General features: G+C 60.7%; 23 protein-coding genes. 10 read left to right on the top strand and 13 right to left on the bottom strand.

Annotated features, from left to right (window positions below; genetic code table 11):
- Positions 1–82: 82 nt before the first annotated feature.
- The 3 genes from EIY71_RS13085 to EIY71_RS13075 form a co-directional block, all read right to left on the bottom strand.
- Positions 83–409 carry a hypothetical protein gene (locus tag EIY71_RS13085; RefSeq protein ID WP_039764506.1) on the bottom strand — a complete coding sequence of 109 codons (327 nt, stop codon included), beginning with the start codon at positions 407–409 and terminating at the stop codon, positions 83–85.
- A 181-nt stretch (positions 410–590) separates the two neighbouring features.
- Positions 591–1,934, bottom strand: a complete 1,344-nt coding sequence (locus EIY71_RS13080; RefSeq protein WP_129973816.1) for an aryl-sulfate sulfotransferase — start codon at positions 1,932–1,934, stop codon at positions 591–593.
- A gap of 23 nt (positions 1,935–1,957) precedes the next feature.
- Positions 1,958–4,318 carry a TonB-dependent receptor gene (locus tag EIY71_RS13075; RefSeq protein WP_129973817.1) on the bottom strand — a complete coding sequence of 787 codons (2,361 nt, stop codon included), beginning with the start codon at positions 4,316–4,318 and terminating at the stop codon, positions 1,958–1,960.
- A 165-nt stretch (positions 4,319–4,483) separates the two neighbouring features.
- Here EIY71_RS13075 and EIY71_RS13070 point away from each other — a divergent pair, with 165 nt between their 5' ends.
- Together EIY71_RS13070 and EIY71_RS13065 are read left to right on the top strand one after the other, a co-directional pair.
- Positions 4,484–5,428, top strand: coding sequence for a LysR family transcriptional regulator (locus EIY71_RS13070; RefSeq protein ID WP_039764502.1), 945 nt, complete (start codon positions 4,484–4,486; stop codon positions 5,426–5,428).
- Positions 5,429–5,529: 101 nt separating this feature from the next.
- Positions 5,530–7,140, top strand: coding sequence for an alkaline phosphatase family protein (locus tag EIY71_RS13065; protein WP_129973818.1), 1,611 nt, complete (start codon positions 5,530–5,532; stop codon positions 7,138–7,140).
- 222 nt (positions 7,141–7,362) lie between these two features.
- Here the strand turns inward: EIY71_RS13065 and EIY71_RS13060 are convergent, their stop codons facing one another.
- The gene (locus EIY71_RS13060; RefSeq protein WP_129973819.1) at positions 7,363–8,271 is read right to left on the bottom strand and encodes a TauD/TfdA family dioxygenase; all 909 of its coding nucleotides are present in this window, start codon (positions 8,269–8,271) and stop codon (positions 7,363–7,365) included.
- A gap of 180 nt (positions 8,272–8,451) precedes the next feature.
- On the opposite strand from EIY71_RS13060, the gene EIY71_RS13055 reads away from it, so the two are divergent.
- Entirely contained in the window at positions 8,452–9,372 is a 921-nt protein-coding gene (locus EIY71_RS13055; RefSeq protein WP_041475105.1) for a LysR family transcriptional regulator, read from the top strand.
- A 95-nt stretch (positions 9,373–9,467) separates the two neighbouring features.
- Here EIY71_RS13055 and EIY71_RS13050 read toward each other — a convergent pair whose 3' ends face one another.
- A complete protein-coding gene (locus tag EIY71_RS13050; RefSeq protein WP_011331920.1) occupies positions 9,468–10,481 on the bottom strand; it encodes an ABC transporter substrate-binding protein in 1,014 nt (337 codons plus the stop codon).
- 304 nt (positions 10,482–10,785) lie between these two features.
- Between EIY71_RS13050 and EIY71_RS13045 the strand changes: the two genes are divergently transcribed.
- Genes EIY71_RS13045 through EIY71_RS13035 form a run of 3 tightly spaced genes read left to right on the top strand, consistent with a single transcriptional unit; the run spans position 10,786 to position 14,821 of the window.
- Positions 10,786–12,384, top strand: a complete 1,599-nt coding sequence (locus EIY71_RS13045; protein WP_134021928.1) for an ABC transporter permease — start codon at positions 10,786–10,788, stop codon at positions 12,382–12,384.
- Positions 12,381–13,196 (top strand): ABC transporter ATP-binding protein, encoded by an 816-nt coding sequence (locus EIY71_RS13040; protein WP_085746309.1) that lies wholly within the window; start codon positions 12,381–12,383, stop codon positions 13,194–13,196. Before EIY71_RS13045 ends, EIY71_RS13040 begins: the two co-directional genes overlap by 4 nt.
- Positions 13,197–13,210: 14 nt before the next feature.
- Positions 13,211–14,821, top strand: coding sequence for an arylsulfatase (locus tag EIY71_RS13035; protein WP_134021926.1), 1,611 nt, complete (start codon positions 13,211–13,213; stop codon positions 14,819–14,821).
- 222 nt (positions 14,822–15,043) lie between these two features.
- On the opposite strand, the gene EIY71_RS13030 is transcribed toward EIY71_RS13035, so the two are convergent.
- On the bottom strand, positions 15,044–16,117 hold the full coding sequence (locus EIY71_RS13030; RefSeq protein ID WP_129973823.1) for a fatty acid desaturase: 1,074 nt from the start codon (positions 16,115–16,117) through the stop codon (positions 15,044–15,046).
- A 100-nt stretch (positions 16,118–16,217) separates the two neighbouring features.
- Between EIY71_RS13030 and EIY71_RS13025 the strand changes: the two genes are divergently transcribed.
- The gene (locus EIY71_RS13025; protein WP_134021924.1) at positions 16,218–17,222 is read left to right on the top strand and encodes an AraC family transcriptional regulator; all 1,005 of its coding nucleotides are present in this window, start codon (positions 16,218–16,220) and stop codon (positions 17,220–17,222) included.
- Positions 17,223–17,236: 14 nt separating this feature from the next.
- Here the strand turns inward: EIY71_RS13025 and EIY71_RS13020 are convergent, their stop codons facing one another.
- From EIY71_RS13020 to EIY71_RS13005, 4 genes are all read right to left on the bottom strand, one after another.
- The gene (locus EIY71_RS13020) at positions 17,237–18,460 is read right to left on the bottom strand and encodes a type II toxin-antitoxin system HipA family toxin (protein ID WP_134021922.1); all 1,224 of its coding nucleotides are present in this window, start codon (positions 18,458–18,460) and stop codon (positions 17,237–17,239) included.
- Positions 18,453–18,701 (bottom strand): helix-turn-helix domain-containing protein, encoded by a 249-nt coding sequence (locus EIY71_RS13015; protein WP_085746304.1) that lies wholly within the window; start codon positions 18,699–18,701, stop codon positions 18,453–18,455. The genes EIY71_RS13020 and EIY71_RS13015 overlap by 8 nt, the downstream gene beginning before the upstream one ends.
- A 114-nt stretch (positions 18,702–18,815) precedes the next feature.
- Positions 18,816–20,204, bottom strand: a complete 1,389-nt coding sequence (locus EIY71_RS13010) for a heavy metal sensor histidine kinase (RefSeq protein WP_134021920.1) — start codon at positions 20,202–20,204, stop codon at positions 18,816–18,818.
- The gene (locus EIY71_RS13005; protein ID WP_085697973.1) at positions 20,194–20,874 is read right to left on the bottom strand and encodes a heavy metal response regulator transcription factor; all 681 of its coding nucleotides are present in this window, start codon (positions 20,872–20,874) and stop codon (positions 20,194–20,196) included. The genes EIY71_RS13010 and EIY71_RS13005 overlap by 11 nt, the downstream gene beginning before the upstream one ends.
- Before the next feature lie 136 nt (positions 20,875–21,010).
- Between EIY71_RS13005 and EIY71_RS13000 the strand changes: the two genes are divergently transcribed.
- Positions 21,011–21,493, top strand: a complete 483-nt coding sequence (locus EIY71_RS13000) for a heme-binding protein (protein WP_102687467.1) — start codon at positions 21,011–21,013, stop codon at positions 21,491–21,493.
- Between the two features lie 16 nt (positions 21,494–21,509).
- A complete protein-coding gene (gene uraH, locus EIY71_RS12995) occupies positions 21,510–21,920 on the top strand; it encodes a hydroxyisourate hydrolase (RefSeq protein WP_085746301.1) in 411 nt (136 codons plus the stop codon).
- 123 nt (positions 21,921–22,043) lie between these two features.
- Here the strand turns inward: uraH and EIY71_RS12990 are convergent, their stop codons facing one another.
- Both EIY71_RS12990 and EIY71_RS12985 read right to left on the bottom strand, forming a co-directional pair.
- Positions 22,044–22,364 carry a hypothetical protein gene (locus EIY71_RS12990; RefSeq protein WP_085746300.1) on the bottom strand — a complete coding sequence of 107 codons (321 nt, stop codon included), beginning with the start codon at positions 22,362–22,364 and terminating at the stop codon, positions 22,044–22,046.
- A 70-nt stretch (positions 22,365–22,434) separates the two neighbouring features.
- Positions 22,435–23,118, bottom strand: coding sequence for a Crp/Fnr family transcriptional regulator (locus tag EIY71_RS12985; protein ID WP_134021918.1), 684 nt, complete (start codon positions 23,116–23,118; stop codon positions 22,435–22,437).
- A gap of 85 nt (positions 23,119–23,203) precedes the next feature.
- Between EIY71_RS12985 and EIY71_RS12980 the strand changes: the two genes are divergently transcribed.
- A complete protein-coding gene (locus tag EIY71_RS12980) occupies positions 23,204–23,728 on the top strand; it encodes a DUF962 domain-containing protein (RefSeq protein ID WP_134021916.1) in 525 nt (174 codons plus the stop codon).
- A 123-nt stretch (positions 23,729–23,851) separates the two neighbouring features.
- Here EIY71_RS12980 and EIY71_RS12975 read toward each other — a convergent pair whose 3' ends face one another.
- Positions 23,852–24,841, bottom strand: a complete 990-nt coding sequence (locus EIY71_RS12975) for a sulfate/molybdate ABC transporter ATP-binding protein (protein ID WP_134021914.1) — start codon at positions 24,839–24,841, stop codon at positions 23,852–23,854.
- Positions 24,842–24,844 lie beyond the last annotated feature (3 nt).

The raw sequence follows: 24,844 nt of genomic DNA, 5'->3' as shown, positions 1-24,844 counted from the left end.
GATAGTTGACGAGCTTTATAAAAAGTAAAATAAAAAAGGCCGATGCATGTTTAATGCATCGGCCTTCGATTTACGGAATTTCTTATTGCTTCAGAAACTCACCACCCAAGTTCACCACTTCACCATCGAAGTTCACGCGGGAACCGGTAGCCCGGAGTTTCGCGTAGTTGTGATCAGGCGAAAACAGCGTCCAGGTCTGATAACCACTATTTCCGTTCTGAGCCAGCACCGCGATTGTGGTCGGGTTGCCGGTGCTGTTCTGGAAGTGGTAGTTCCCGTAACGGATGTCGTAATTCACGCCACCCTGGCTGAGGGTGCCGCTGAAGCTGCCATTGGAATCATTACCGTCGGTGATAACCAGCTTGGCGCCAGAGTTGGCATTTACGTAAGTGCCATTAATGCTCGACATAACGAGATTTCCTTTATCGTTGGATAAGTGTCTTCCGATGAGAGCAAGTTTCCTCCTGGAAACTCACGACACTCAGGATGGTTGGACATTCATTTATTGTCCACGCGACTTTTCAACGAAATTGCTATATGCACTATTCATGTCGCTCATAACTTATTTCGATTCGGAAGACTCTTAATAACTAACGACTGGCATTGGTTTGTTGCACACCAATGGCCGGCGCAATCACTGCCGTCTCCGAGCGCGGAGTTCCTGCCGGCACCCAGTCATAACTCACAGGAAGGGCCCGATAGACCCAGTTGCTGATCGCGTCGCTGCCCGGCGCTTTGCCCAGATAAGGGCTGACGTATTCCCAGACGTTTTCACCGCTGGCTGTCACCTGGAAGAACCGTCCGTTCATGCCTTCATCGATCAGCGTGTTGCCGTTGGGCAAGCGCCGTGCGCTGCTGATGAACGAGCTGTAGAACGCCCACCCCGGCTGCTTCGAATTCGCCGCGCTGTACTGCCAGACGATTTCATTTTTCATCGGGTCGATCTCCAGCACCCGCGAACCGGAAATCAGCCCCAGCGTGACGTTCGGGTACCCCGCCGAACCCTGGTTGTCGAACACCAGCAGATTGCCCGCGCCGGGCAATCCGGCCGGGATGATGTGCGCGTCATGCTGACCGACGAACTGGTCCACCGGGCGCGGGATTTTCTGCGCGGTTTTCGGATTGGCCAACGGCAGATTCGGCCCCAGGCGCCAGACCACCTTGCCACTGTGTTTGTCGATGATCGCGATGAAATTGGCATTGCGCGAATCGATCAGCAGGTTGTCCGGGTTGAAACGCTTGTCGCCGGCATCGAACCATTTGTTCGGCCCGACCAGGCTGAGGTTGTTGATGTGCAGGTAATCAGGATTTTCACTGGCACGAACCAGCTTCAACTGCTCGGCGGTGAAGCCGAATTCGTTCAAGTGATCCGACGCCAGCCACTGCCATTTCACCTCGCCGGCGGGGCTGACTTCATAGATCGCATCGTCGATCACCTCGGGCACCTTGAAGCCTTTGACCTGGTGCACCTTGTTCGCCAGCACCACGGTGTTGCCGTTACTCAGGCGACGCTGATCGTGATGCTGTTGCGCCGCCCCACCGGGGGCCTTGTCGCCCCACTGCCAGACGACTTTGCCATTCCAGTCCAGCTCGCCGACGCTCTGATTGCCGAGACCGTTACCGGCGGAACCGAGCTTGCCTGGATCCTTTTCGCTCAGTTGCAGCAACACATGGCCACGCTCGCCACCCACCAGTTGCGGGTCGATGATCGCCGACGGGAAACCTGACTGCGGCCAGTTCTTCACCTCGTTGCCGTTCATGTCGATCAGGTGCGTCTGCTTGTCGGCACCGCTGAAGATCACATATTGATTGAAGGCCTTGGCCGGGTCGTAACGGGTGACGCCGGTGGGGTAGACGCTGGGTGCGGCGAGCGCCCCGGCACTGAGCACTGCGCCGGACAGCAACACCGGTAAAGCGGTTTTGATGCGCAACATGATGCAGCTCCTTGAAGGATCGATCAGAAGTCGTAGCGACCGGTGACGCCGAGGGTACGCGGCGTACCGAGCAGGCCTTCATAGCCGCCGTTGCCGCCGGTCCACAGGGTCGTGTAGTAGGTTTTGTCGAAGGCGTTTTTCAGCCACAGCGAGACGTCCCACTGACCCTGATTGAAATCGCCGCGCAGGCCGGTGGAGAGATTGACCACCGCGTAACTCGGGATCTGGCCGTAGTCGGAATCTTCGACCGTGCCCACCGCTTTTGAGCGGAACGCGTAGCTGCCGGTGACGTAAGGTTGCAGGCCGTTATCCATATTCCATTCGTACTTGCCGTTGGCATTGCCGATCCATTTCGAGGCGCCGACCACCTGATGACCGCTGAGGTCGCAAGAGGCTGGAGCACCCGGTGCCTGGCTGACCTCCGGCGGGCACGGCGCGTCCTTGTACGAGAGGTAACTGACGTCGTTGTACGAGCCGTTGAAGTTCAGCGTCAGGCCGCGCAACGGGATCACGGTGCTCTCGAACTCCACGCCGCGCGAGCGCACCGAACCGGCGTTGGTCAGGTATTGCACACGGTTGACGTCGTCGTAGGCGTTGGTCTGGTAAGCGTTGACCTGAGTCCAGAACACGTTGGCGTTGAACTGCAAACGGCGATCCCAGAGCGTGCTCTTGAAACCGAGTTCGGCGTTGTTGGCGCGCTCGGTACCGATAAGCAGCGAGTCGGCACCAGCGGTCGGGGCCGAGCCGACCACAAGGTTGACCCCACCGGATTTTTCGCCGTGAGACAACGTAGCGTAGCCGAGCAGATCATCGGTGAAGCGATAGCTGAGGTTGAGCAATCCGGACGGGCTGGAGCTGTACTGATTCAGGTCGCCGGAATCGTAGGCGCCGGTCCGGCCGCGTCGCGCAGTGGCTGCGGCACCCGTGACAGCGGCGCCACCGACCGGTGCATCACGATTGACCCAGGCGTTCTTCTCTTCATAGGTGCCACGCACCCCGGCGGTGAAATCCAGACGCGGGGTCAGGTGCCAGGTGCCTTGGGCGAACAGCGCGAAGCTGTCGGTCTTGATATGGCCACGGCCGACGCTGTTGACGTTGGCCAGCGCGCCCCGTGGCGTGCCGTTCCAGATGTCTGCCTGCGGGCCGTAATAGGCGAAGGATTTGTTGTCCAGGTCCGAGCCGAAATAGTAGGCACCGAGGACGTAATCGAAGAACTCGCCCTTGGGCGAGGCGAGACGAAATTCCTGGGAATACTGTTTGTCCTCCACCGACACCCCGGCGTTGTAGGTTGCCGGCACGTTGAGGCCATCATCGTTGCGCGGGGTGAAATTCCAGAAGCGGTAGGAGCTGACCGAGGTCAGGGTGAAGTCGCTCGGCAGGGTCCAGTTGGCCTCCACCGACGTGCCGCCCTGATGCACGGTGACGTGCTGGTCATTGTCCAGATTGACCTTGCGGTGCGAGCCGTTGACCAGCGTCGCGCCGGCAGCGGCGGCGCGGGCCGAGTAGAGATTGACGCCATTGATGGTCGGCCCGGTGTTGTACAGCACGCGGGTGCCGGCGCTGGAATCCTCTTCGTTGTAATCACCGATCCAGCGCAGGTTGAAGTTTTCGTTGGGCTTGAACAGCAACTGCGCACGGAAACCGTCGCGGGAACCGCCGTTCAGATCATGGCCGTTGAATTCGTTCTTGATGTCGCCGTCGCTACGAGTGCGATAGGCCGACAAACGCCCGGCCAGCACATCGTTGAGCGGCCCGGAAATCGTGCCCTTGGTCTGGAAATAACCGTCCTCGCCGACCGAGGTTTCGATGCTGCGCTCCGGGGTAAAACTCGGCGCGCGGGTGCTGATGTTGATTACCCCAGCGGTAGTGTTCTTGCCGAACAACGTCCCCTGCGGCCCGCGCAGGACTTCGAGCTGTTCGATGTCCATCAGGTCGAACACCGCCATCCCCGGACGGCCCAGATAAACGTTATCGATGTACAGCCCGACGCTGCCTTCCAGACCATCGCTGGCCGGGTTGTTGCCGAGGCCCCGGATCGACACGCTGGACTGACGCGCATGCATGTAGGCGACGTTGACGCTGGGCACCAGTTGCTGCAGATCCTGAATCCGGTAGATCCGCTGCGTCTCCAGAGTCTGGCCGCTGACCACGCTCATGGGTGTCGGCACGTCCTGAGAACTTTCTTCGCGACGGCGGGTGGTGACGGTCACGGTTTCCAGTTGCGAAGTGGCGGTCGCGGTCTTGCCTGCCGGTGCCGGCACAGGGGTTTCCGTTTCCGCAGCGTAGCCGTGGGTGCAGCTGGCACTCCCCGCCAGCAACAGGGCCAGAGGCAGACGTTTGAGCCGTCGTGGCGGCGGCGGTGAAGCGAGGTTCAACGGACTCATGGGACTGCTCCTGGTCAAAAAACACGCAGACATCTTCCGTGCCGCATATTCTTTTAAGTTATTTATTTATGTTTTTACAAAGATTTACTGCATAAGAGATTGCCTTTATAAGGAGTCGACCTAATGCATATCCAATGCATTTCCCGGATATTTTTTATGTGAAAAATGCATATCGACTTGCGCCAACTCAGACACTTCATCGCCCTCGCCGAACAACGCAGCTTCGTCGCGGGCGCGCAGGCGGTGAACCTGTCGCAGTCGGCATTCAGCCGCAGCATTCAGGCGCTGGAACACAGCGTCGGTTGCCAGTTGGTGGATCGCGGACGCAAGGAATTGCCGCCGACCAAACAGGGCCAGGTGCTGCTTGAACACGCGCGGCGACTGGTCAGCGGTGCGCAGCAGATGGCCAACGAGATCAGCCAGTTCAACGGATTGGAGGCGGGGGAATTGCGCTTCGGTTGTGGCCCGGCGCCAGCGGCAGGATTGATCCCCCGAGCGATCGGCAGCTTCATCGGCCGCTACCCGAAAGCGCGGGTGCATTACCAGGTCGATGACTGGCAGAGCCTGAGCAAACGGCTGCTGAGCGAAGAGTTCGAATTCTTCGTTGCCGACACTCGGCACTTCGAGGCAGATCCGGATTATCTGACCCACCGGTTGAGGCCGCGCAAATGGCATTTCTGCTGCCGCGCCGGGCATCCGCTGGCCGCATCGGATCGGGTCACCGCCGAGCAATTGATGAGTTATCCACTGGCCGTCAGCATTCGCCCGCCAAACCTGCGCAAGGTCATCGTTGACCTCAGTGGTCGCCCGGATTTCGTTCCGAACGTGGAGTGCGAGAACAGCGCCAGCCTGCTCGGCGTGGTGTTGCGTTCGGATGCGATCGGCATCGTCGGCGCCTATTCGGATGCACTGCATCAGGCCCGGGGTGAGCTGGTGTGCTTGAAGGTCGAAGGGTTGGCGGATGATCTGGAGGAGCTTTACACCCGTTATGGAATCGTCAGCCGCGCCGGGTATCGGTTGTCACCGTTGGCCGAGGCGATGATCGAGCAGATCAAGGCGATCGATGCGGTGGATGAGGAGGTGTGCTCACTGGCGAACCTCGCCGTCTGAGCCCATGCGTTTCATGCATGGCAAGCATTCCCCGAATGCACTTGCCGAACACCCTCGCCGAAAGCGAAAAACCTCGCCTGTCTTTCTGACTGGTGAACCCCATGTCCAACCCGCAAAACCCTGTGCGCAACGTGCTGTACATCATGTGCGATCAACTGCGCCGCGATTACCTGTCCTGCTACGGCCACCCACACCTGCACACCCCGAACATCGATCGCCTGGCTGCGGCCGGCGTGCGCTTCAGCCGTGCCTACACCCAAGGCACGATTTGCGGACCGTCGCGGATGTCGGCCTACACCGGGCGCTATGTCAGCAGCCATCAGGTGGCGTGGAACGCCGTGCCGCTGCCGCTGGAAGAACTGACCATCGGCGATTACCTGCGACCCCACGGCATTCGTACTGCGCTGGTCGGCAAGACCCACGCCACGGCCAATGTGGACGCCTTGCAGCGGTTGGCGATCAACCCCGAAAGCGCCCAGGCCGAAGTGCTCAATGAAGTCGGCTTCGAGCCGTACTTTCGTCACGACGGCATCTTCCCCGACAACCCGCTGTTCGATGACAAACGCGAATCCGCGCCATACACCCACTACCTGCGCGAGCAGGGTTTCGAAGGGCGTAACCCCTGGCATGACTGGGCCAACGCGGCCGAAGGCGACAACGGCGAAATCCTCAGCGGCTGGAAAATGCGTAATGCCCATTTGCCGGCACGAATTCCCGAGCAACATTCAGAGACTGTCTACACTACAAATCGAGCCATCGACTTCATCGGTGAGCAAGGTGAAAAACCGTGGTTTTTACACCTGTCCTATATCAAACCCCACTGGCCCTACATTGTACCGTCGCCGTACCACACTTTGTACAGTACGAAATCGATTCTCGAACCGGTACGTAATGCCTCTCCAAGCGACCACCCGGTCTATCAGGCCTTTCGCCAGCATGAGGAAAGCCTGAATTTCTCCAAAGATCCGGTACGACTGAACGTGATCCCGACGTACATGGGCCTGGTCAAACAGGTCGATGATCAGTTGGGGCGGCTGTTCGATTTCCTGCAAAGCAACGGCCGCTGGGAGGACACGCTGATTGTGTTCACCAGCGATCACGGCGACTTCCTGGGCGATCACTGGCTGGGCGAGAAGGAGTTTTTGCTGGAGCAGGCGGTGGGCGTTCCATTGATCGTGCGCGACCCGCGTGCGGCGGCGGATGTCACACGGGGCACCGTGGACGAGCGACTGGCGGAAACCATCGACGGCGTGCCGACCTTTCTCGACGCGCTGGGCGTTACGGGGGCCGAGCATCGCCTGGAAGGTCGCTCGCTGATTCCGCTGCTGCACGGTGAAAATCCTGACTGGCGCCGCTATGCGATCAGCGAATACGACTACGCCTTCCAGGCCCCGGCACGGGAGCGACTGGGCCAGCCGATCGACCGTTGCCGCATGACCATGGTGCGCAGTGAACGCTGGAAATACCTGGCGTACGACGGCTTCCGGCCGCAGCTTTTCGATCTGTTGAATGACCCGCAGGAGCTGCAGGATCTGGGCGCGGACCCGGCGTATGCGGCGGTGCGCGAGGAGCATGCGGGGTATCTGTTCGAGTGGGTGCGCGGGTTGAAGCGGCGCACGACGATCAGTCATCAGGAGATTGATTTGCGCGGGCAGCGGTTTCGCTATGGGGAGCCCGAGACCGAGAAGCTCGTTCAGATTGGCGTTTGGTAGTGATCGAGCGAAGGCAAGAGCAAGAGCCCCCTCACCCTAACCCTCTCCCGGAGGGAGAGGGGACTGACCGCGGGATATTGGTGATTTGCGCTGACCTGTATGAGCTTTGCTGAATCCATAATCGACTTGATCCTTCAGGTCGATGTATGGCGCCAGACATCTCGGTCAGCTCCCTCTCCCTCCGGGAGAGGGCGGGGGTGAGGGGCTTTTGATCTTCTGCTCTTACTCACGCCCTTTGATGGTCTGGCTACGCTGCCCATTCGCCCCGACCGGCACTTCCCCTTTGAGCGTCACCCGACGCACCACCCGATCCTGAGTGCCGTAATCATCAATCGCATAATGCTGCGTCGAACGGTTATCCCAGATCGCCACATCACCGGCCTTCCAGCGCCAGCGCACGACGTTCTCCTGGCGGATCACATGACTTTGCAGCAAGCCGAACAGGTGCGCCGAATCGGCCTGGGAATAACCCTTGATGCGCTTGACGAAATGCCCCAGCAGCAGGCTCTTTTCGCCGCTGATCGGGTGCACACGCACCACCGGGTGCTCGGTCTCGTAGACGGTCGAGGTGAAGATCTTGCGATAGCGCTCAAGCTTTTCCGCCGACACGTCCGGCTTCACGGCGGCGTAGTCATATTCGTTGCTGTGCACGGCCACCAGTTTGTCTGCCAGCTCACGCAATTCAGTCGGCAGTTCGTTGTACGCGGTCGCGGTGTTCGCCCACAGCGTGTCGCCACCGAACGCCGGGGCCACCACCGAGCGCAGGATCGAGGCTTTCGGGTAGGCATCGACGAAGGTCACGTCGGTGTGCCACGAGTTGGCGCGCTGCCCTTCGGCGCCGTCCAGTTCCAGCAGATAGCGGGTGCCCTCGCGGGATGGCACGGTCGGGTGCGCTACGGGCTCGCCGAGCAGATGCGCGAAGGCTTCCTGACGTTGATCGTCGAGCTGGGTCTGCTCGCGAAAGAACACCACCTTGTACTGGATCAACGCCTGTTGAATGGCTTCAACCGTCGCGGCATCCAGCTCACCGGACAGCTGCACGCCACGGATTTCGGCGCCGATACGGCCGGCCACCGGATGAACGTCCAGCGTGTGGACAGCGGGTTTTACAGCGAGTGCGGCATTGCTCATGGGTAGACCCTCATCGACTGCTTGCGGTTGGACGGCAGCGAAACAACGCTCTATCTATATTCCATTTACATCTAATAGATATTCACATGCTTCGTTGACGGAATAAGAGCTTGCATTTAAAACCTCAAGCAACCTCGTCGCAAATGCCTTCGAGCTATTTTTAGGATGCCGGAAAAGCATATGGATCTTCGCCAGTTGCGCTACTTCATCGCCCTCAACGAACACCGCAGTTTTGTCCGCGCAGCCGACGCCATGGGCATCACTCAACCGGCATTCAGCCGCAGCATTCAAGGGCTGGAGCAGGAGTTCGGCTGCGTGCTGGTGGATCGCGGCAACAAGGATCTGCGCCCGACGCCCGAAGGCCAGGTGGTGCTTCAGCACGCCCTGACCCTGGTGCAGGGCGCGGCATTGCTCAGCGCCGAGGTGACGCAGATGACCAAGCTCGACGCCGGCGAACTGCACTTCGGTTGCGGCCCGGCGCCGGCAGTGAAACTGGTGCCGGACGCGGTGGCGCAATTCATCAATGCGCACCCGAAAGTGCGCACCTGTTTTCAGGTGGATAACTGGGAAAAACTCAGCCGCGCCCTGAGCCGCGAGGAGATCGAATTCTTCATTGCCGACATCCGCCATTTCGAGTCCGACCCGAACTTCCAGACCCAGCCGCTGACGCCCAAGCGCGGGGTGTTTTTCTGCCGGCCGGGGCATCCGCTGCTCGCCAAGGAAAGCCTGTCGACCAACGACATGTTCGACTACCCGCTGGCGACCACGCTGATCCCGCCAGGCATTCGCAAACTGCTGGCGAATCTCAGCGGGCGGATCGATTTTTCACCGACCATCGAGACCGAGCATTTTCCGGCGCTGGTGAAAGTGGTGCTGCAATCCAACGCGATTGGCGTTGGCACCGAAGAGGCGTTTGTCGAGGACATCGCCCAGGGCTCGCTGGCGCTGCTGCACTGGCGCAACCTGCCGCAGAACCTGGAGAGCATGAATGCGCGGTGCGGGATCGTCAGCCGCACGGGATTCCGCTTGTCGCCGGCGGCGCGGGCGATGATCGAGACGCTGGTGGCGGTGGATAAACAGGCGATCAGCGTCGCGGTCTGAGGTCGTCATCGCCAGCAGGCTGGCTCCCACATGAAAATGAATCCAATTGTGGGAGCCAGCCTGCTGGCGATGAGGGCTGTTCTGACGCTAAAAATTCAGAGCTTCGCAGCCGCCAGCTCAGGCGCGACCCACTCGTTCACCTTGAACGGCTTGCGGATCAGCTTCTGCTGCGCCGCCAGGTCCACCTTGCCCTGCAGGTTTTCGAGGAACAGCGGGTCCAGTGTCGACGGGAACACTTCGCTCAGGTTCTGATCCTTCAGATCCTGGGTCAGGATCACCGGCGGATAGCTCGCCAGCCCCGACACAAGCTGCACATAGGCGTCCTTGTTGCTGTCCTGCGTCAACCACTCCACCGCCTGCTGCTGCGCCTTGAGCAGTTTTGCCACGGCTTCCGGATGCCCATCGACAAACTTGCCGGTACCCACCAGCACCGACTGCACACTGCCGGCGCCACCGAGGTCTTTGGTGTTAAGCGGCAACTCGGCCAAGCCTTTGGCCTGCAATGCAGTCAGCCCGGAGCTGCCCCACGACGCATCGATCTGCTTCGCCGCCAGCGCCGCAACCGCTGCGTTGAAATCGAGGTTGATCACCTTCACGTCCTTCTCGCTCAGGCCCACGCTGGCCAGCGCCGCATCGAACGACAACTGGGTCGCGGTGCCGCGAAAGATCGCCACGCGCTTGCCTTTGAGATCCTGCAGCGTCTTGATCCCCGAACCCGGCACCACGCCGAGGTATTGCTTCACACCCCGGGCGCTGGCGCTGAGCAGGCGCGTATCGAGACCGTTGGACTTGCCGATGATGGCCGCCAGATCTCCGAGATAGGCCAGATCCACCTGACCGTTGGCGAACGCCTCGTTGATCACAGGTCCGGCGCCCTTGAAGAAGCTCCACTGAATCTTGATGCCCTGATCGGCGAAAGCCTTTTCGAAAATCTGCTGATCACGCAGCACGTCCACGATGCCCCCGCCGCTGTGTTGAGTACCCGCGCTCAGATCAGGCACGGCAATCCTGATTTCCTTGAGCTCGTCGGCCTGGGCAGAGAACGCCAGCAGACCCGCCAGCGCCGGCGCGGCAAACAGACTGATGACACGTTTGAAGGGAAGGTTCATGGGTGCGGCTCCTGATCACGGCGGGCATTGAGGAGCCGAAAGTAGGCGCAATCCGTATCAGCGCTTAAATACTTAAAAAGCACATTTTTATAGCTTTTCAAGCTAAGCCAGCAAAGTCGGGACATGCAGAGCCGTATGCATGGAGAGCATCGAAAATATTCTTCGAATGCATTGGATGCGCGCAGGGCTGGAGGCCTTAAATGGCGCTGCTTATCTCCAAAATGATTATTTTCTAACTCACTTATAACAATTGGTTTTTAGCTAATTCCGCTGACTCGATCCAACCCGACAACGGAGGTCACCCATGGCCCGTGAATCCCTGCTCAGCCTGCCACTGGCCGCACCGCCGTTGAAAAGCCGGCGCACCTGGCCAAGCCTGAGCCACCGCGTTTTACCCTGGATATTACCGCTCGGACTGTTCGCCCTGTGGTGGCTGGCGGCGCGCAATCAATGGATGAGCGAACAGATCCTGCCCGCGCCGTCACTGGTGTGGAGCAGCGCGATCGAACTGTCCCAGGGCGAGTTGTGGAGTCATTTGTGGATCAGCCTGCAACGGTTGTTCTGGGGACTGCTGGCGGGTGTTAGCGCCGGCGCAGTGCTCGGTGCGGCGCTGGGCTTCAGCCGCCGCCTCGAGCGCCTGATCTTCCCGACATTCGCCGGCCTGGCCCAGGTGCCGACGCTGGCGTGGATTCCGTTGTTCATGGTGTTTTTCGGCATCGGCGAAACGCTGAAACTGGTGGTGCTGGTCAAGGCCATCGTGGTGCCGGTAACCCTGCACACGCTGGTCGGCGTGCGTGATGCGCAACCCAAATTGCGTGAAGCCGCCGCTGTTTTACGTTTGCCGCCACGACTGTTGATCCGTCGTCTGGTGCTGCCCGCCGCCCTCCCCGCATTCATGGCCGGCGTACGCTTGGCGCTCGCCGCTGGCTGGACTTCATTGCTTGCCGTCGAGCTGCTGGCCTCCAGCGAAGGCATCGGTTACCTGATGGTCTGGGCGCGACAGCTGTTCATGCTCGACATCGTCTTCGTGTGCATCGTCGTAATCGGCCTGATCGGCGTGGCGATGGATCGCGGCATCGGTCTGCTGGACAAAAAACTGGTGCACTGGCCGCACCCGGCCACGGCAGAAATCCGTCGCGGCCCACGCTACGAAGGCTGGCAACGCGTACAGCCGTGGCTGCTGCCGCTGGCGCTGTTTGCGCTGTGGCAACTGGCGGTCGATCAGCAATGGATCGATGCCAACATTCTGGTCAGTCCGTGGGTGGTGCTTGAGGCGACGAAAAACGGATTGCTCGACGGCACGTTGATCTCGGGCATGGCCCTGAGCCTGGGCCGCACACTAGGTGGTCTGTTGATTGGCGGCGGCCTCGGCCTCGTGCTGGGTTTGCTGCTGGGTCTGTCGCGCACCAGCGAACGCGTGCTCGGCCCGACCCTCGCCGCCCTGCGCCAGATCGCGATTTTCGCCTGGGTGCCGCTGCTCACCGCCTGGTTCGGTCTAGGCGAACTGGCGAAGTGGGTGTTCGTCGCCCTCGCCGCTTTCTTTCCATTGTTTGTCGCGACTCAACGCAGCGTCGCCAACCTCTCGCCACAACTCAACGAAGCCGCGCAGGTCCTGCGCCTGAGCCTCGGCCAGCGCCTGCGTCGACTGGTATTGCCGGGCGCCGCGCCGGGGATTTTCGCCGGCTTGCGCCTGAGCCTGATCTACGCCTGGCTCGGCACCATCGGCGCCGAATACTTCATGCCGTCCAACGGCGGCATCGGCAGCCAGATGATCGGCGCCCAACAACTGCTGCGCATGGACCTGATCATGGCCGGGATGCTGCTGGTCGGCCTCACCGGCGCCCTGCTCAACCTCATTGGCCAACGCATGGAAATCCGCGCCACCCGCTGGAGACACGCATGAACGCACCGATTGTCAGCTTCAACCATGTAGGCAAATCCTTCGACGTCGACGGTTTCGAACTGGAGGCGATTCGCGAATTCAACCTCGACATCGCCGAGGGCGAATTCGTCGCCATCGTCGGCTCCAGCGGCTGCGGCAAATCCACCCTGCTGCGTTTGCTGGTGGGCCTCGACACGCAGTTTCGCGGGCAGATCACGGTCGATGGCAAAGCCGTCAGCGGCATCGGCGGCGAGCGCGGCATCGTGTTTCAGGAGCATCGTTTGTTCCCGTGGCTGACGGTGGCCGACAACATCGGTCTGGGCCTGGTCAACGAGCCGCTGGCTGCCTCCGAAAAGCAGCAACGCGTCAACGATTTCATCGAGCTGGTGGGCCTGCGCGACTTCACCCGCGCCTACCCGCATCAACTCTCCGGCGGCATGGCCCAGCGCGTGGCGATTGCTCGCGGGCTGGTGGCGAGCCCACGGATCCTGTTGCTCGACGAACCCTTCGGCGCCCTCGATGCGCTGACCCGCCAGCAGATGCAGGACGAACTGCTGGCGATTCGCGAGCGGGCAAAGATCACCACGATTCTGGTCACCCACGATGTCGAGGAAGCGATTTTCCTCGCCGACCGCGTGGTGGTGATGGAACCGCGCCCCGGCCGGATCAAGCGGGTGGTGGACATCGCCCTGCCCCATCCGCGCCAGCGCAGCAGTTTCGACTTCCACCAGTTGCGCGAAGAACTGCTGCACGAGCTGACCAGTGACGACCATTACCAACCGAGCGCACCGGTGCAGATCCGTGATCTGCCGTTGTCGTTCATTGCCTGCTGAACAGGAGCTTGTTGATGCCGCAACGTCCCAACTTTCTGGTGATTCTGGCCGATGACCTCGGTTTCTCCGACATCGGCGCGTTCGGCGGCGAAATCGCCACGCCGAACCTCGATGCCCTGGCCAACAATGGCCTGCGCCTGACCGATTTTCACACTGCACCAACCTGTTCGCCGACCCGCTCGATGCTGCTCACCGGCACCGACCACCACATCGCCGGCATCGGCACCATGGCCGAAACCCTGACCCCGGAGCTGATCGGCAAACCGGGTTACGAAGGCTATCTCAACGACCGTGTCGTCGCGTTGCCGGAGTTGCTGCGCGAGGCCGGTTACCAGACCTTGATGAGCGGCAAATGGCACCTGGGCCTGACCGCCGAACTGGCGCCTCACGCCCGAGGCTTCGAGCGCTCGTTCTCGTTGCTGCCCGGCGCGGCGAACCACTACGGATTCGAACCGACCTACGATGAACACACGCCCGGCCTGCTGAAATCCACCCCGGCGCTGTACATCGAAGACGACACGTTCATCGACGAATTGCCCAAGGATTTCTATTCCTCCGACGCTTTCGGCGACAAGCTGTTGCAGTACCTCAAGGAGCGCGACCAGAGCCGGCCGTTCTTCGCCTACCTGCCGTTTTCCGCGCCGCACTGGCCGTTGCAGGCGCCCGCCGACATCGTCGAAAAATACCGTGGCCGCTACGACGCAGGGCCGGAAGTGCTGCGCCTCGAGCGTCTGGAAAAACTCAAGTCGCTGGGATTGATCGAGCCGGATGTCGAACCGCATCCGCTGATCCAGCTGACCGCGCAATGGGACGCGCTGAGCGATGAACAAAAACGCATTTCCGCCCGGGCGATGGAGGTCTACGCGGCGATGGTCGAGCGCATGGACTGGAACATCGGCCGCGTCGTCGACTATCTGCGCCAGCAGGGCCAGCTCGACAACACCTTCATCCTGTTCATGTCCGACAACGGTGCCGAAGGCGCGCTGCTGGAAGCCTTCCCGAAATTCGGTCCGGAGCTGGTGACCTACCTGAGCCAGCACTACGACAACAGCCTCGACAACATCGGCCGCGCCAATTCCTACGTCTGGTACGGGCCGAACTGGGCGCAGGTGGCGACCGCGCCGTCGCGCCTGTTCAAGGCGTTCACCACCGAGGGCGGGATTCGCGTTCCGGCACTGTTGCACTATCCGCAGCTGCCGCTGAAGGGGCAGATCAGCCATGGTTTCGGCACGGTGATGGACATCACGCCGACCATCCTCGATCTGGCCGGCGTGCGCCATCCCGGCAAGCAATGGCACGGCAAACCGGTGGCACAGTTGCGTGGTAAATCGTGGCTGGGCTTTTTGTCTGGCGAGACGGCGCAGGTGCATGACGAACACACCGTTACCGGTTGGGAATTGTTCGGGCGCCGGGCGATTCGGCAGGGGCAGTGGAAGGCGGTGTGGATCCCCGGTCCAGTCGGGCCGGCGACCTGGCAGCTTTACGACCTGGGGAGTGATCCGGGGGAGATTCATGATCTGGCGTTAAGTCAGCCGCAGAAGCTTGAAGCGCTGATCGAGCATTGGCAGCGGTATGTGGAGGAGACGGGGGTGATTTTGAGTGAGTCGCCGTTTCAGCCGGATTGAGGTGGCAAGATCAAGAGCTGCCCTCACCCCAGCCCTCTCCCGGAGGGAGAGGGAGCCTACCGAGGTGTCTTTCGCTATACATCGACCTGAAAAAACCAGTCGACTATGGATTCAGAACAGTTCGTTCACGTCGGCGTACTTCCCCAATATCCCCCAATCAGTCCCCTCTCCCCCCGGGAGAGGGTTAGGGTGAGGGCTGGATCTCCAGCCGAAAACACAAAGTCAGTTCACCTCTATCGCCTTACCCGCCAACCCTTCATTTTCCTTGCGAACAAACCTGTTCGCCCGCCCAAACGTCCCGAAATCGTTGAACCGAACCCCCATCTCCCGCATCACCTTATGCGCCACCGGCACCGTCAACTGGCGAATGTAAAACGGCTCCCTCACCACGAAATGATGAATCCCGTGACTGCTGCCGAAATTGAAGCAGAACGCCTGCAACGGCCACAGCCACCACGGATTCAACACCTGGCACTGCTGAAGCACATTACCCGGCTCCACATCCCCGTAGTAATGCATGTTCGAACTGATGAAGTGCAGGCAGAAAGTGCGCAATACGTTCGGGCCAATGATCACCACGGCGGCGATGTCGATCACCTGCATCACCGACAACGTGGTCGCCGACCATTCGATCGGCGAGCCCATCAGGTAGGCGATGCCATTGGCCCCATGGAACCCGAGAAACACATACCACGCCCCCCAATGCACCAGCGCCAGCGGCGCGTAGACCTTCAAAGTGCGTTTGATGATGCTGAACTTGTGCGCCCAGGTCTTGGCCCGCAGCATGCGGATGAACGCCGACATCACGTTGTCGCCGACCATCAGCAACCGCGCGAAACCCCAAGGCTCGCCATTGGTGATCGCCCGTTCTTCCATGTCGGTTTCGGTACCGGACACCTTGTGATGATTGAGGTGCAGATGGCGGCGGATCCACGGGTTGATCGTGCTCGGCCGCGCCAGCCATACCAGGCCCATCATCAGGTTGTGCGGCACGCGCTGTTTGCGGAAATACATGCTGTGGATCAGGTCGTGTTCGAGTTCGTGGGTCAGCGAAGCGAAAAACGCGTTGAGCAACAGGCATACCCACCACGCCAGGTGCCCGCTGATATACAGCGCCGCCGAACCGATCATTCCGGCCAGAGCAAAGGCGAGAATCCCGGCGCCGAGTGCATCCTGATGCTTGAGAATCGGGTAGCGCTCGCGCAGTTCCACGCCCTTGGCCAGCACCACTTCGCGAATATGCGCTGATCGCTGGGCAGCATTGTGTCGCTGGGGACTTGCAGAAGTACGGTCCATGCTTCCATCCTCTGGTTATTGATGTTCGCATCCTGCCCCGCGCGGACTCCAAACGCGGTAGCCGAGAACGCCAACCTGTTGACCGGAAGCGCCAATCAGCATGAAGGAACCGACTTCTCTCGCTAGCTGGACCCGTGCCCTGCGCAAGCAACTCGACGCGCTGGGGCTGGACAGCACTGCCCTGTGTCAGCAGGCCGGGCTCGATCCGCAACTGATGGACGACCCGAACGCCCGCTATCCGTTGTCCGCCACCACGCGTCTGTGGGAAATCGCGGTGCAGGTCAGCGGCGATCCGGCAATCGGCTTGCGGGTGTCGCGGTTCGTCAGCCCCACCACCTTTCACGCACTGGGCTATGCGTTAGTGGCCAGCGGCAGCCTGCGGGAAGTGTTCGAGCGGATCGTGCGTTATCACCAGGTGGTCAGCGACGCGCTGGAACTGGAGCTGACCCGCACCGAAGACCGCTATCGGTTTCGCCTGAAAATTCCGGCCGACAACCCGGCGCCCGCCTTCGAGGCCATCGACGCGTTTGCCGCGATCTACGTGCGCACCTGCCGCAATCGCCTGGGTCGCAACTACGCACCACTGGCGGTGTACCTGCGCCGCCCGGAGCCGGCCGATGCGCATCAGTGGCACAAGGTGTTCCGCTCGCCGGTGCATTTTTCCGCCGAAGAAGACCGCATCGAATTCGCCCTCGCCGACTTCGACAGTCACCTCGACGACGCCAACCCTGAACTGGCCGAGCACAACGAAGCAGTGCTCAAACGCACCCTCGCCCAACTCAAGCCGCTGACCTGGGAGCGCAAGGTGCGCGACGCCATCGAAGAACAACTGCCCGAAGGCGAACCCAGCGCTGAACGCATCGCCCAGGCCCTGCACCTGAGCCTGCGCAGCCTGCAACGGCACCTGGCGGACGAGGGTTGTCGCTTCGACACCCTGCTGAATGAAAGCCGCGAGAACCTCGCGCTGCTGCACCTGCGCGATCCGCAATGCTCGCTGAGCGAGGTCAGTTATCTGTTGGGATTTGCCGATACCAGCAGCTTCAGCCGCGCGTTCAAACGCTGGACCGGGATGACGCCGGGGCAGTTTCGGGATCAGTTGCGCTGAGCGCACATGGGCATTCAACCCTTGGTCAGACTGCGTTCAATCCCGGACTCCCACTGCTCGATCATTGCCGTACCCACCTCGGCGAATGACTGATGGGTTCGGCAATACTCGAGCATTTCCGCCATCGCCGTCTGCATGCCATGAACAACCTGCTGCAGTAGTTCATTGCACCGGCCTTCAGTGAGATTGCACGCCGTACGGCCGAAGCGGATGAGCGCCTTCTGCTTGGGCCATGCCTTCGACCCGCCCAGCAGCAAGGCCAGGCTGTCGTTCCTGATGTAAACCGATGTGGTGATGATGTCGTAAGCCGGGGCCAGCCGGATCGAAGCCTGCGCACCGCATTGGTCATACAGCACACCGAAGTTCTTCAGGTGCGCATCGCCATTTTTCAGTCCCGCCGACAGCGCTACGATCTTGAAAAAAGCTTCCAGCGCCTGACTCAACAGCGCAGGCGAAACAAAGGCCTTGATCTGTCGGGCAGCGCCTTCGTAAGAACCATCGTATTTGGCTCTGGAAGGCCAGCCATTGAGTACGCAGAAGTCCTCGAAACCCAGATAGCCGTGCTCAATCAGGTCAAAACGCTCGACCACCAGAAATTTGCCCTGCTCACTCAATTCAAACTTTGGCACTTCAAGTCCGCTAAGCGCTGCGGCGCGCATACAGAAGTACTCGTTGGTCGCCAGCTCGGGAAACTCTTCGGGACGGAAGGCTTTGACCAGATGTGTGGAGCCTCGGTGAGTCAGGCGATCAACTGCTGCCGCACTGTCGCGCACCAGAACTTTGGGCTGTACGCCCGAAACCCCGGAGTATTGGCTGTACTTCTGTAGCAAATCATCGAACAATCCCTGGGCACCGTCATGCACCAAAAGCTCGGCCAATGATGTTTCGGGCTGACGCTCGGTTGCCGACTCGCTGGTAATCGCCAGCCGTCCCAACTGATGCGGTCCGACGATAGCGAGCAAGGCGAAATCATCAAAACCGCGCACTGCTTTACTGAAGCGTCGAACCAGCTCATCGCGCAGCGCGCCTTCCGGCAGATTCATTTCGAAGACGGGATGAATGCCCCGCTCCCAGCCGTAGCTCTCCAGCCGAGTCGGCATTGTCAGCGACACTGCATTCTCGTCGATGGCGTCCTCGCGATAACTGAACACACTGTCCATGCCCGGCTGCCCTCGACCGAGCGTTCCGACCGGGCTATCAGCGACTGTGATGTGCAAGCGATCTGTCGGCTCAGTCATGGAAATTGACCTTCTGCAACGCGTCGAGTGTCGGGCGTTGCGCTCTCACGGGAACCGCCGTCAGCTCATAGCCAAAGCCGTTGAGGATCGCCTCGACTTTGCGCAGACCAATTTCAGAAATCGTATTGTTTTCGATACCCGAAATGGTGGCGCGGCTCATGCCGTAACGTTGCGCCAACGCCTGTTGCGAGAGTTTTTGCGCTTTGCGCAGAGTTCTGATCAGTTCGCCCAACTGTTCCATGACACACCAGTGCATTATATACAGTGCAATAAATCGTAAATAAAGAAATATGCATCGCATTTGATGCCAATTCAGGGCGAGTCTAGCTCAGATGAAACGGCATGTGCGGGTCGATTAGCGACTGGTTACAAATCCAAGCTCAAAAACCGTACCCGTTGCATCACTGCTGACCCGCACCCGGCCCCCATGCAACTGCATGATCGACTGCACGATCGCCAGTCCCAATCCGCCGGAATCTCCCGGCTCCGCGCGGGACGGGTCGACGCGGTAGAAGCGGTCGAACAGTTTGCCCAGATGCTCATCCGCGATGACCGGGCCGAGGTTGTGCACTTGCAGCCAGCACAGGCCTGGCTCATCGCGTCGGCGCAGGCTGATGACCGAGCCGGCATCGGCATGGCGTACGGCGTTGGCCAACAGATTGCCCAAGGCGCGTTGCAGCAGTTGCTGATCCGCCAGCAACTCTCCGCTGAACGTGTTTTCGAGGCGGATTTCCCGGTCATCGGCCAGGGCTTCGAAGTAGTCGCACAACTCATCGCCGATTTCGTGCAGTTCCAGCGTGCGCAGATCGAGCGCCCGCTCAGCCTGCTCTGCGCGGGCGAGAAACATCAGGTTTTCGGCCATGCGCTTGAGCCGTTCGAACTCTTCCATGTTCGACGCCAGCACTTCCTGATACTCGGTGCTGCTGCGCGGATAATTCAGTGCCTGGCCGTTGCTTGCGAGCAAGGTGTGCAGCGGCGTGCGGATTTCATGGGCGAGGTCGGCGGAAAACTGTGAGAGGCGCTGGAAGCCGTCGTCCAGCCGCACCAGCATGCCGTTCAGCGCGTGCACCGGCTCCAGCAATTCCGCTGGCGTGCCGGCGGTGGGGACGCGTTGGTCGAGGCTGCGCAGGTCGATGCCGCGCAGCGCTTCACTCAGCTTGCGCAGAGGCCGCAAACCACGGCGCAACAGCACCAGGCCCAGCGTGAAGGCGAGCACGGCACCCAGGCCGACGGCCAGATACAAGCGCAGGCGATAGCTGCCGAGCATCTGCTCGCGCTCGCTCAGAACCTTGCCGGCGATCACGGTCAGCGCTTCGCCGTTCGGGCCTTGGGCCTGACCTGACAACAAGGCCAGCTCGACACCGTCCGTTGCCTGCCAGGTCAGCACATCGCGGCGTTGCGGCGGTTGATCCCGGGGGATGGCCTGCACGGACGGCAGTGCGCGTTGGCGAGGGTTGATCGTGATCACATTCGAGCCGTCCGCGCGTTGCACCAGCAGCAGACTGTCGAGATTGCCGAGCATGTTCTGGTACAGCCGTGGCCGCGCCTGCAAGGCGTCGAGGCTGTCGCTGTCGGCGAGCAGCGCGCGCACCTGTTCCAAACGACCGAGCAACGCCATGTCGTCGCGCCAGGCGATTTCCGAGGCCAGCGAGCGATACAGGAACACGCCAATCGCGCTGAGCACCAACGCACAGACGGCGGCGAACGCCAGGGCCAGGCGCCAGGCGATGGATCTAGCGCGCATCGTCGGGCGCTTCGAGTTGATAGCCGACCCCGCGCACGGTGTGGATCAGCTTAGGCATGTACGGATCATCGACTTTCGAACGCAGCCGGCGCACCGCGACTTCGACCATGTTGGTGTCGCTGTCGAAATTCAGATTCCACACTTGCGAAGCAATCAGCGTGCGCGACAGCACTTCACCCTGTCGGCTGGCGAGCAAATGCAGGAGGGCGAATTCCTTGTTGGTCAGGGCGATGCGCTGGCCGCCACGGCTGACCCGGCGGCGCAGCACGTCGATTTCCAGGTCGGCGATGCTGTACGACTCGGCCTCGCGCATCGGCCCGCGCCGCAACAACGTGCGCACCCGCGCCAGCAGTTCGGCGAAGGCGAATGGCTTGAGCAAATAGTCATCCGCCCCCAGTTCGAGGCCACGCACGCGGTCTTCGATAGCGTCCTTCGCCGTCAGGAACAGCACCGGCGTGGCGCCGCGCTGGCGGATCAACTGCAGCAATTGCCAGCCGTTGAGGCCCGGCAACATCACGTCGAGGATGATCAGGTCATATTCCTGCTGCTCGATGAAGTAGCGCCCGTCGAGACCATTGAGCGCCACATCCACGGCAAAACCCGACTCGCCCAGCCCTTTGGCGAGGAAATTCGCAGTTTTGGCTTCATCTTCTACGACCAGCAAACGCATGGCACACCTCGATTGATCAGAGGCACAGGCTAGGCCCCTTCGCCGCCGTTGCCCATTACAAACTTGTAATCCGGCTGACGAGGTTTCGACGGGGACCGGCGGATAAGGTGGCGGCCTTCGCTTCTGGAGCCTGCCCATGTCCGCTAAATACTTGGTTGCCAGCCTGGCAATCGGCCTCGGCACTGCCGCAATCGCCGCGCCTGAGCTACCCCGTCACGCCGATCTCGATCTGAAAACCGCACGGCTGCTGGCCGACACAGCGCTGGAAAACTGCACCGGCACGGTATCGGTGCTCGACCGTGGCGGCAACCTGTTGGTGACCTTGCGCGGCGACGGTATCGGCCCGCACAACACCGTCGCCAGCCAACGCAAGGCCTACACCGCGCTGTCAACGAAAACCCCGACCCGGTTGTTCGCCGAGCGCGCCCGCAGCAACCCGGAAACCGCCAACCTCAACACCCTCGACGAGCTGCTTTTGCTCGGCGGCGGCATCCCTCTGTTCGCTGGCAAGGAACTGGTCGGCGCCATGGGCGTGGCCGGTTCCGGCGGCGGCGAGCAAGACGAGAACTGCGCGATCAAGGCTGCCGACATCGTCGGCCTTTCCATCAACCGTATTTGAACCCAGGAGCATCACCATGACCCCACTGCGCATGACTTTTGCCGCGCTCGGCCTGAGCGCTTTTTCGAGCCTGGCGCTGGCCGCCGGCAATCCGCTGAGCGTGCATGTACTCAATCTGGAAAACGGCCTGCCATCGCCGGGCATCAACGTGACGCTGGAGCGCCATGTCGGCCAGGACTGGCAGCCGCTGGCGCAGGGCACCACCAATGAACAGGGGCGGATCGCCGAACTGTTCCCGGCGAACAAAACGTTCGAGGCGGGTGAATATCGGGTGGTATTCAAGACAGGCGAGTACTTCGAAAAGACGAAGCACGAGACGTTTTTTCCGGAGATTCCGGTGATCTTTCAAGTGAAGCAGACGGATCAGCACTATCACATTCCGTTGCTGCTGAGCCCGTATGGCTTCTCCACTTATCGCGGTTCGTAACTCAAACAGACTCCTCAAAAAAGCCCCTGCCCATCGACAGCAATGTTGAATGTTCAGGGGCTTTCTACTTCACTAACCGTCCCAGTGCGCAGGGTTGGAAATCAGCTTGCGGCTGGTGCGTCCTTATTCGACCTTGAACTTGAAAAACGGGCTCCAATCAGACCTTTCACGATTATCCGTCTGCACAGCGAAAGCCTCATATTCAGCTGCAAGCAGTTTCTCTTTCACAGACCAAATACCATCCGGGCCGACTTGAGTTGAAGCAAACGAGTCACCATCAATCGGAACTTTCATGATCCATACCCACCACCCAGCCAGACCAGTACCCGAAAATTCAACCGGGTTGTTGACGTCACCTTGGGGTTTGACAACGACTGGTGCGGGGACGCTTTTATTGATAGGGAGGTTAGAGTAATCAGCGGTGCCGGTAGCTTTACTGTTCATCGGTTCCAACTCCTTGGGCGGTCGTATTTGACACACTTGTTGTACACCGCCCAATAGGAGCCCACCACTGTCAGATCTGACAGGTGGCACGCAGTTTTTCCATGTCCAGAATCTCGATTTCCCCATAGCCGAGACCAATAATTCGCTGATCTTTCAGGTCCTTGAGGATCTGGTTGGTGGTCTGCCGCGACAGCGACAGCATCGACGCCAGCTGTTCCTGGGGCAGTTGCAGCACGCGGCGTGGCGGATCGAGTTCGCCGTAGCCTTCGGCGATCATCAGCAAGCGATGAGCCAGACGCGCCGGGGCCGGCAGCAGGCTCAGCTGTTCGAGATTGATGAAGGTCAGGCGCAGTTTGTGGCTCATCAACAGAGCGAGATGCCGCCAGTAGACGGGTTGCTCGTCGAGCATTTTCAGCAGCGTGGCCTGGGGAATGTTCATCAAGGTGCAAGGCCCGACCGCGTAGGCATCGTGGGTGCGGGGCTGGCCGTCGAATAGGCAGATTTCGCCGAACCAGTGCGGCGCTTCCACCAGGCTCAGCAACGCCTCCTTGCCCTGCTCGCTGACCGCGCCGATGCGCACCGCGCCGTCGAGCACCGCGTACAGCCCGCACGGCGCATCACCGCGCTGAAACAAGCGCTGCCCCGCCGCCAGCCGCCGCTCCCGGGCCGCCGCCAGCAGACTATCCTGAAAGGACGAAGGCAGATGACTGAACCATTGCCCGGTCAGCAGGCGCTCGCGCCAGACCTTATCCATGCGTTCTCCTAAAGATTGTCGCCTGCCTGACAGAGCGATCCGTGAACCCGGGGCATGATTCGATCACCCTACAGGAGGAATAACAATGAAAAGCCTCGTCGATCATTTGAGTCAATACGCCGCTTACCACCGTGACCCGCGCAACATCGCCAGCCACTTTATCGGGATTCCGCTGATTGTGGTGGCGGTGGCCGTGCTGTTGTCGCGGCCGGAATGGTCGGTGGGCGGATTGTGGATTTCCCCGGCGGTGATCGCTGCCCTTGCTTCGGCGTGGTTTTACCTGCGTCTGGAGCTGAAGCTTGGGGCTTTGATGACCGTGTTGATGGGGCTGTCGGTCTGGGCCGGGCATGTTCTGGCGCAGCAGAGCACCATGGTCTGGCTGAGCGCAGGTCTTGCGATGTTTGTGATCGGCTGGGTGATCCAGTTTGTCGGGCACCACTATGAAGGGCGCAAACCGGCGTTTGTGGATGACTTGAGCGGGTTGATTGTCGGGCCGCTGTTTGTAGTGGCCGAGCTGGCGTTCATCCTCGGGATGCGGCATGAGCTGAAAGAGCAGATCGAGGCGCGGGCGGGTGTGGTGCGGGTCAATCCGAATCGTGCGGCTGTCTGAACCACTGCCCGGCTCGCTCGTTGCCACGCTCTGCGTGGGAATGAATCCCGTGACGCTCCGCGTCACAGTGGACGCGGAGCGTCCATAGCGGCGTTCCCACGCAGAGCGTGGGAACGAGCGAGATCAAAGGCTGGCGATTTTCTGCCAGACCTTCGGCTTGAAGAACAACGTCTCACCTTTCGCCAAACCGGTCAGGCTGTCGTGGTCCTTCACCACCTCCGCCTCGATCAGATCGCTCTGCCCCTCAACCTTCAACGTCACCCGCGTGGTCGCGCCCAGCGGCCGGATATCGCGGACTTCAGCGGCGTGGTGATCCTCCAGCTCATGCCGCGACAGCGATACTTCGTGCGGACGGAACAGCACGTGATTGTCATCGCCCAGATGCAGGCGGTTCGAATCGCCGAGGAAGTGATAGACGAAATCGCTGGCCGGGTTTTCGTAGACATCGCCCGGTGAACCGATCTGCTCGATCACACCCTTGTTCATCACCACGATGCGGTCGGCCACTTCCATCGCCTCTTCCTGGTCGTGGGTCACGAACACCGAGGTCAGGTTGATGTCTTCGTGCAGGCGCGCCAGCCAGCGGCGCAGCTCTTTACGCACCTTGGCGTCGAGGGCGCCGAACGGCTCATCGAGCAGCAGCACTTTCGGCTCCACCGCCAAGGCGCGGGCCAGGGCGATACGCTGACGCTGGCCGCCGGACAGTTGCTCCGGATAACGATCCGACAGCCAGTCCAGTTGCACCATGTTCAGCAGCTCGTGGACCTTGGTCGCGATCTGGCTTTCAGTCGGGCGCTGGTTCTTCGGCTTCATGCGCAGGCCGAACGCGACGTTGTCGAACACCGTCATGTGGCGGAACAAAGCGTAGTGCTGGAACACGAAACCGACATTGCGATCCCGCACGTCGTGGCCGGATACGTCTTCGCCGTGGAACACGATGTTGCCGTTATCCGGGGTTTCCAGACCGGCAATAATGCGCAGCAACGTGGTCTTGCCGCAGCCCGACGGGCCGAGCAGCGCTACCAGTTCACCGCTGTGGATGTCCAGGCTGATGTTGTCCAGCGCCTTGAACGCATTGAAATTCTTGCTGACGTTACGCACTTCGATCGACATGAA

Source organism: Pseudomonas sp. CH235 (assembly GCF_004368175.1).
In the GTDB taxonomy this organism is placed as follows: domain Bacteria; phylum Pseudomonadota; class Gammaproteobacteria; order Pseudomonadales; family Pseudomonadaceae; genus Aquipseudomonas; species Aquipseudomonas paraglycinae.
This window is presented reverse-complemented; position numbering and strand designations above follow the sequence as displayed.

Bases quoted from the DNA above. Each gene is read 5' to 3' on its own strand.
- EIY71_RS13085 (WP_039764506.1), bottom strand. From the start codon at position 409: ATGTCGAGCATTAATGGCACTTACGTAAATGCCAACTCTGGCGCCAAG.
- EIY71_RS13080 (WP_129973816.1), bottom strand. From the start codon at position 1,934: ATGTTGCGCATCAAAACCGCTTTACCGGTGTTGCTGTCCGGCGCAGTG.
- EIY71_RS13075 (WP_129973817.1), bottom strand. From the start codon at position 4,318: ATGAGTCCGTTGAACCTCGCTTCACCGCCGCCGCCACGACGGCTCAAA.
- EIY71_RS13070 (WP_039764502.1), top strand. From the start codon at position 4,484: ATGCATATCGACTTGCGCCAACTCAGACACTTCATCGCCCTCGCCGAA.
- EIY71_RS13065 (WP_129973818.1), top strand. From the start codon at position 5,530: ATGTCCAACCCGCAAAACCCTGTGCGCAACGTGCTGTACATCATGTGC.
- EIY71_RS13060 (WP_129973819.1), bottom strand. From the start codon at position 8,271: ATGAGCAATGCCGCACTCGCTGTAAAACCCGCTGTCCACACGCTGGAC.
- EIY71_RS13055 (WP_041475105.1), top strand. From the start codon at position 8,452: ATGGATCTTCGCCAGTTGCGCTACTTCATCGCCCTCAACGAACACCGC.
- EIY71_RS13050 (WP_011331920.1), bottom strand. From the start codon at position 10,481: ATGAACCTTCCCTTCAAACGTGTCATCAGTCTGTTTGCCGCGCCGGCG.
- EIY71_RS13045 (WP_134021928.1), top strand. From the start codon at position 10,786: ATGGCCCGTGAATCCCTGCTCAGCCTGCCACTGGCCGCACCGCCGTTG.
- EIY71_RS13040 (WP_085746309.1), top strand. From the start codon at position 12,381: ATGAACGCACCGATTGTCAGCTTCAACCATGTAGGCAAATCCTTCGAC.
- EIY71_RS13035 (WP_134021926.1), top strand. From the start codon at position 13,211: ATGCCGCAACGTCCCAACTTTCTGGTGATTCTGGCCGATGACCTCGGT.
- EIY71_RS13030 (WP_129973823.1), bottom strand. From the start codon at position 16,117: ATGGACCGTACTTCTGCAAGTCCCCAGCGACACAATGCTGCCCAGCGA.
- EIY71_RS13025 (WP_134021924.1), top strand. From the start codon at position 16,218: ATGAAGGAACCGACTTCTCTCGCTAGCTGGACCCGTGCCCTGCGCAAG.
- EIY71_RS13020 (WP_134021922.1), bottom strand. From the start codon at position 18,460: ATGACTGAGCCGACAGATCGCTTGCACATCACAGTCGCTGATAGCCCG.
- EIY71_RS13015 (WP_085746304.1), bottom strand. From the start codon at position 18,701: ATGGAACAGTTGGGCGAACTGATCAGAACTCTGCGCAAAGCGCAAAAA.
- EIY71_RS13010 (WP_134021920.1), bottom strand. From the start codon at position 20,204: ATGCGCGCTAGATCCATCGCCTGGCGCCTGGCCCTGGCGTTCGCCGCC.
- EIY71_RS13005 (WP_085697973.1), bottom strand. From the start codon at position 20,874: ATGCGTTTGCTGGTCGTAGAAGATGAAGCCAAAACTGCGAATTTCCTC.
- EIY71_RS13000 (WP_102687467.1), top strand. From the start codon at position 21,011: ATGTCCGCTAAATACTTGGTTGCCAGCCTGGCAATCGGCCTCGGCACT.
- uraH (WP_085746301.1), top strand. From the start codon at position 21,510: ATGACCCCACTGCGCATGACTTTTGCCGCGCTCGGCCTGAGCGCTTTT.
- EIY71_RS12990 (WP_085746300.1), bottom strand. From the start codon at position 22,364: ATGAACAGTAAAGCTACCGGCACCGCTGATTACTCTAACCTCCCTATC.
- EIY71_RS12985 (WP_134021918.1), bottom strand. From the start codon at position 23,118: ATGGATAAGGTCTGGCGCGAGCGCCTGCTGACCGGGCAATGGTTCAGT.
- EIY71_RS12980 (WP_134021916.1), top strand. From the start codon at position 23,204: ATGAAAAGCCTCGTCGATCATTTGAGTCAATACGCCGCTTACCACCGT.
- EIY71_RS12975 (WP_134021914.1), bottom strand. From the start codon at position 24,841: ATGTCGATCGAAGTGCGTAACGTCAGCAAGAATTTCAATGCGTTCAAG.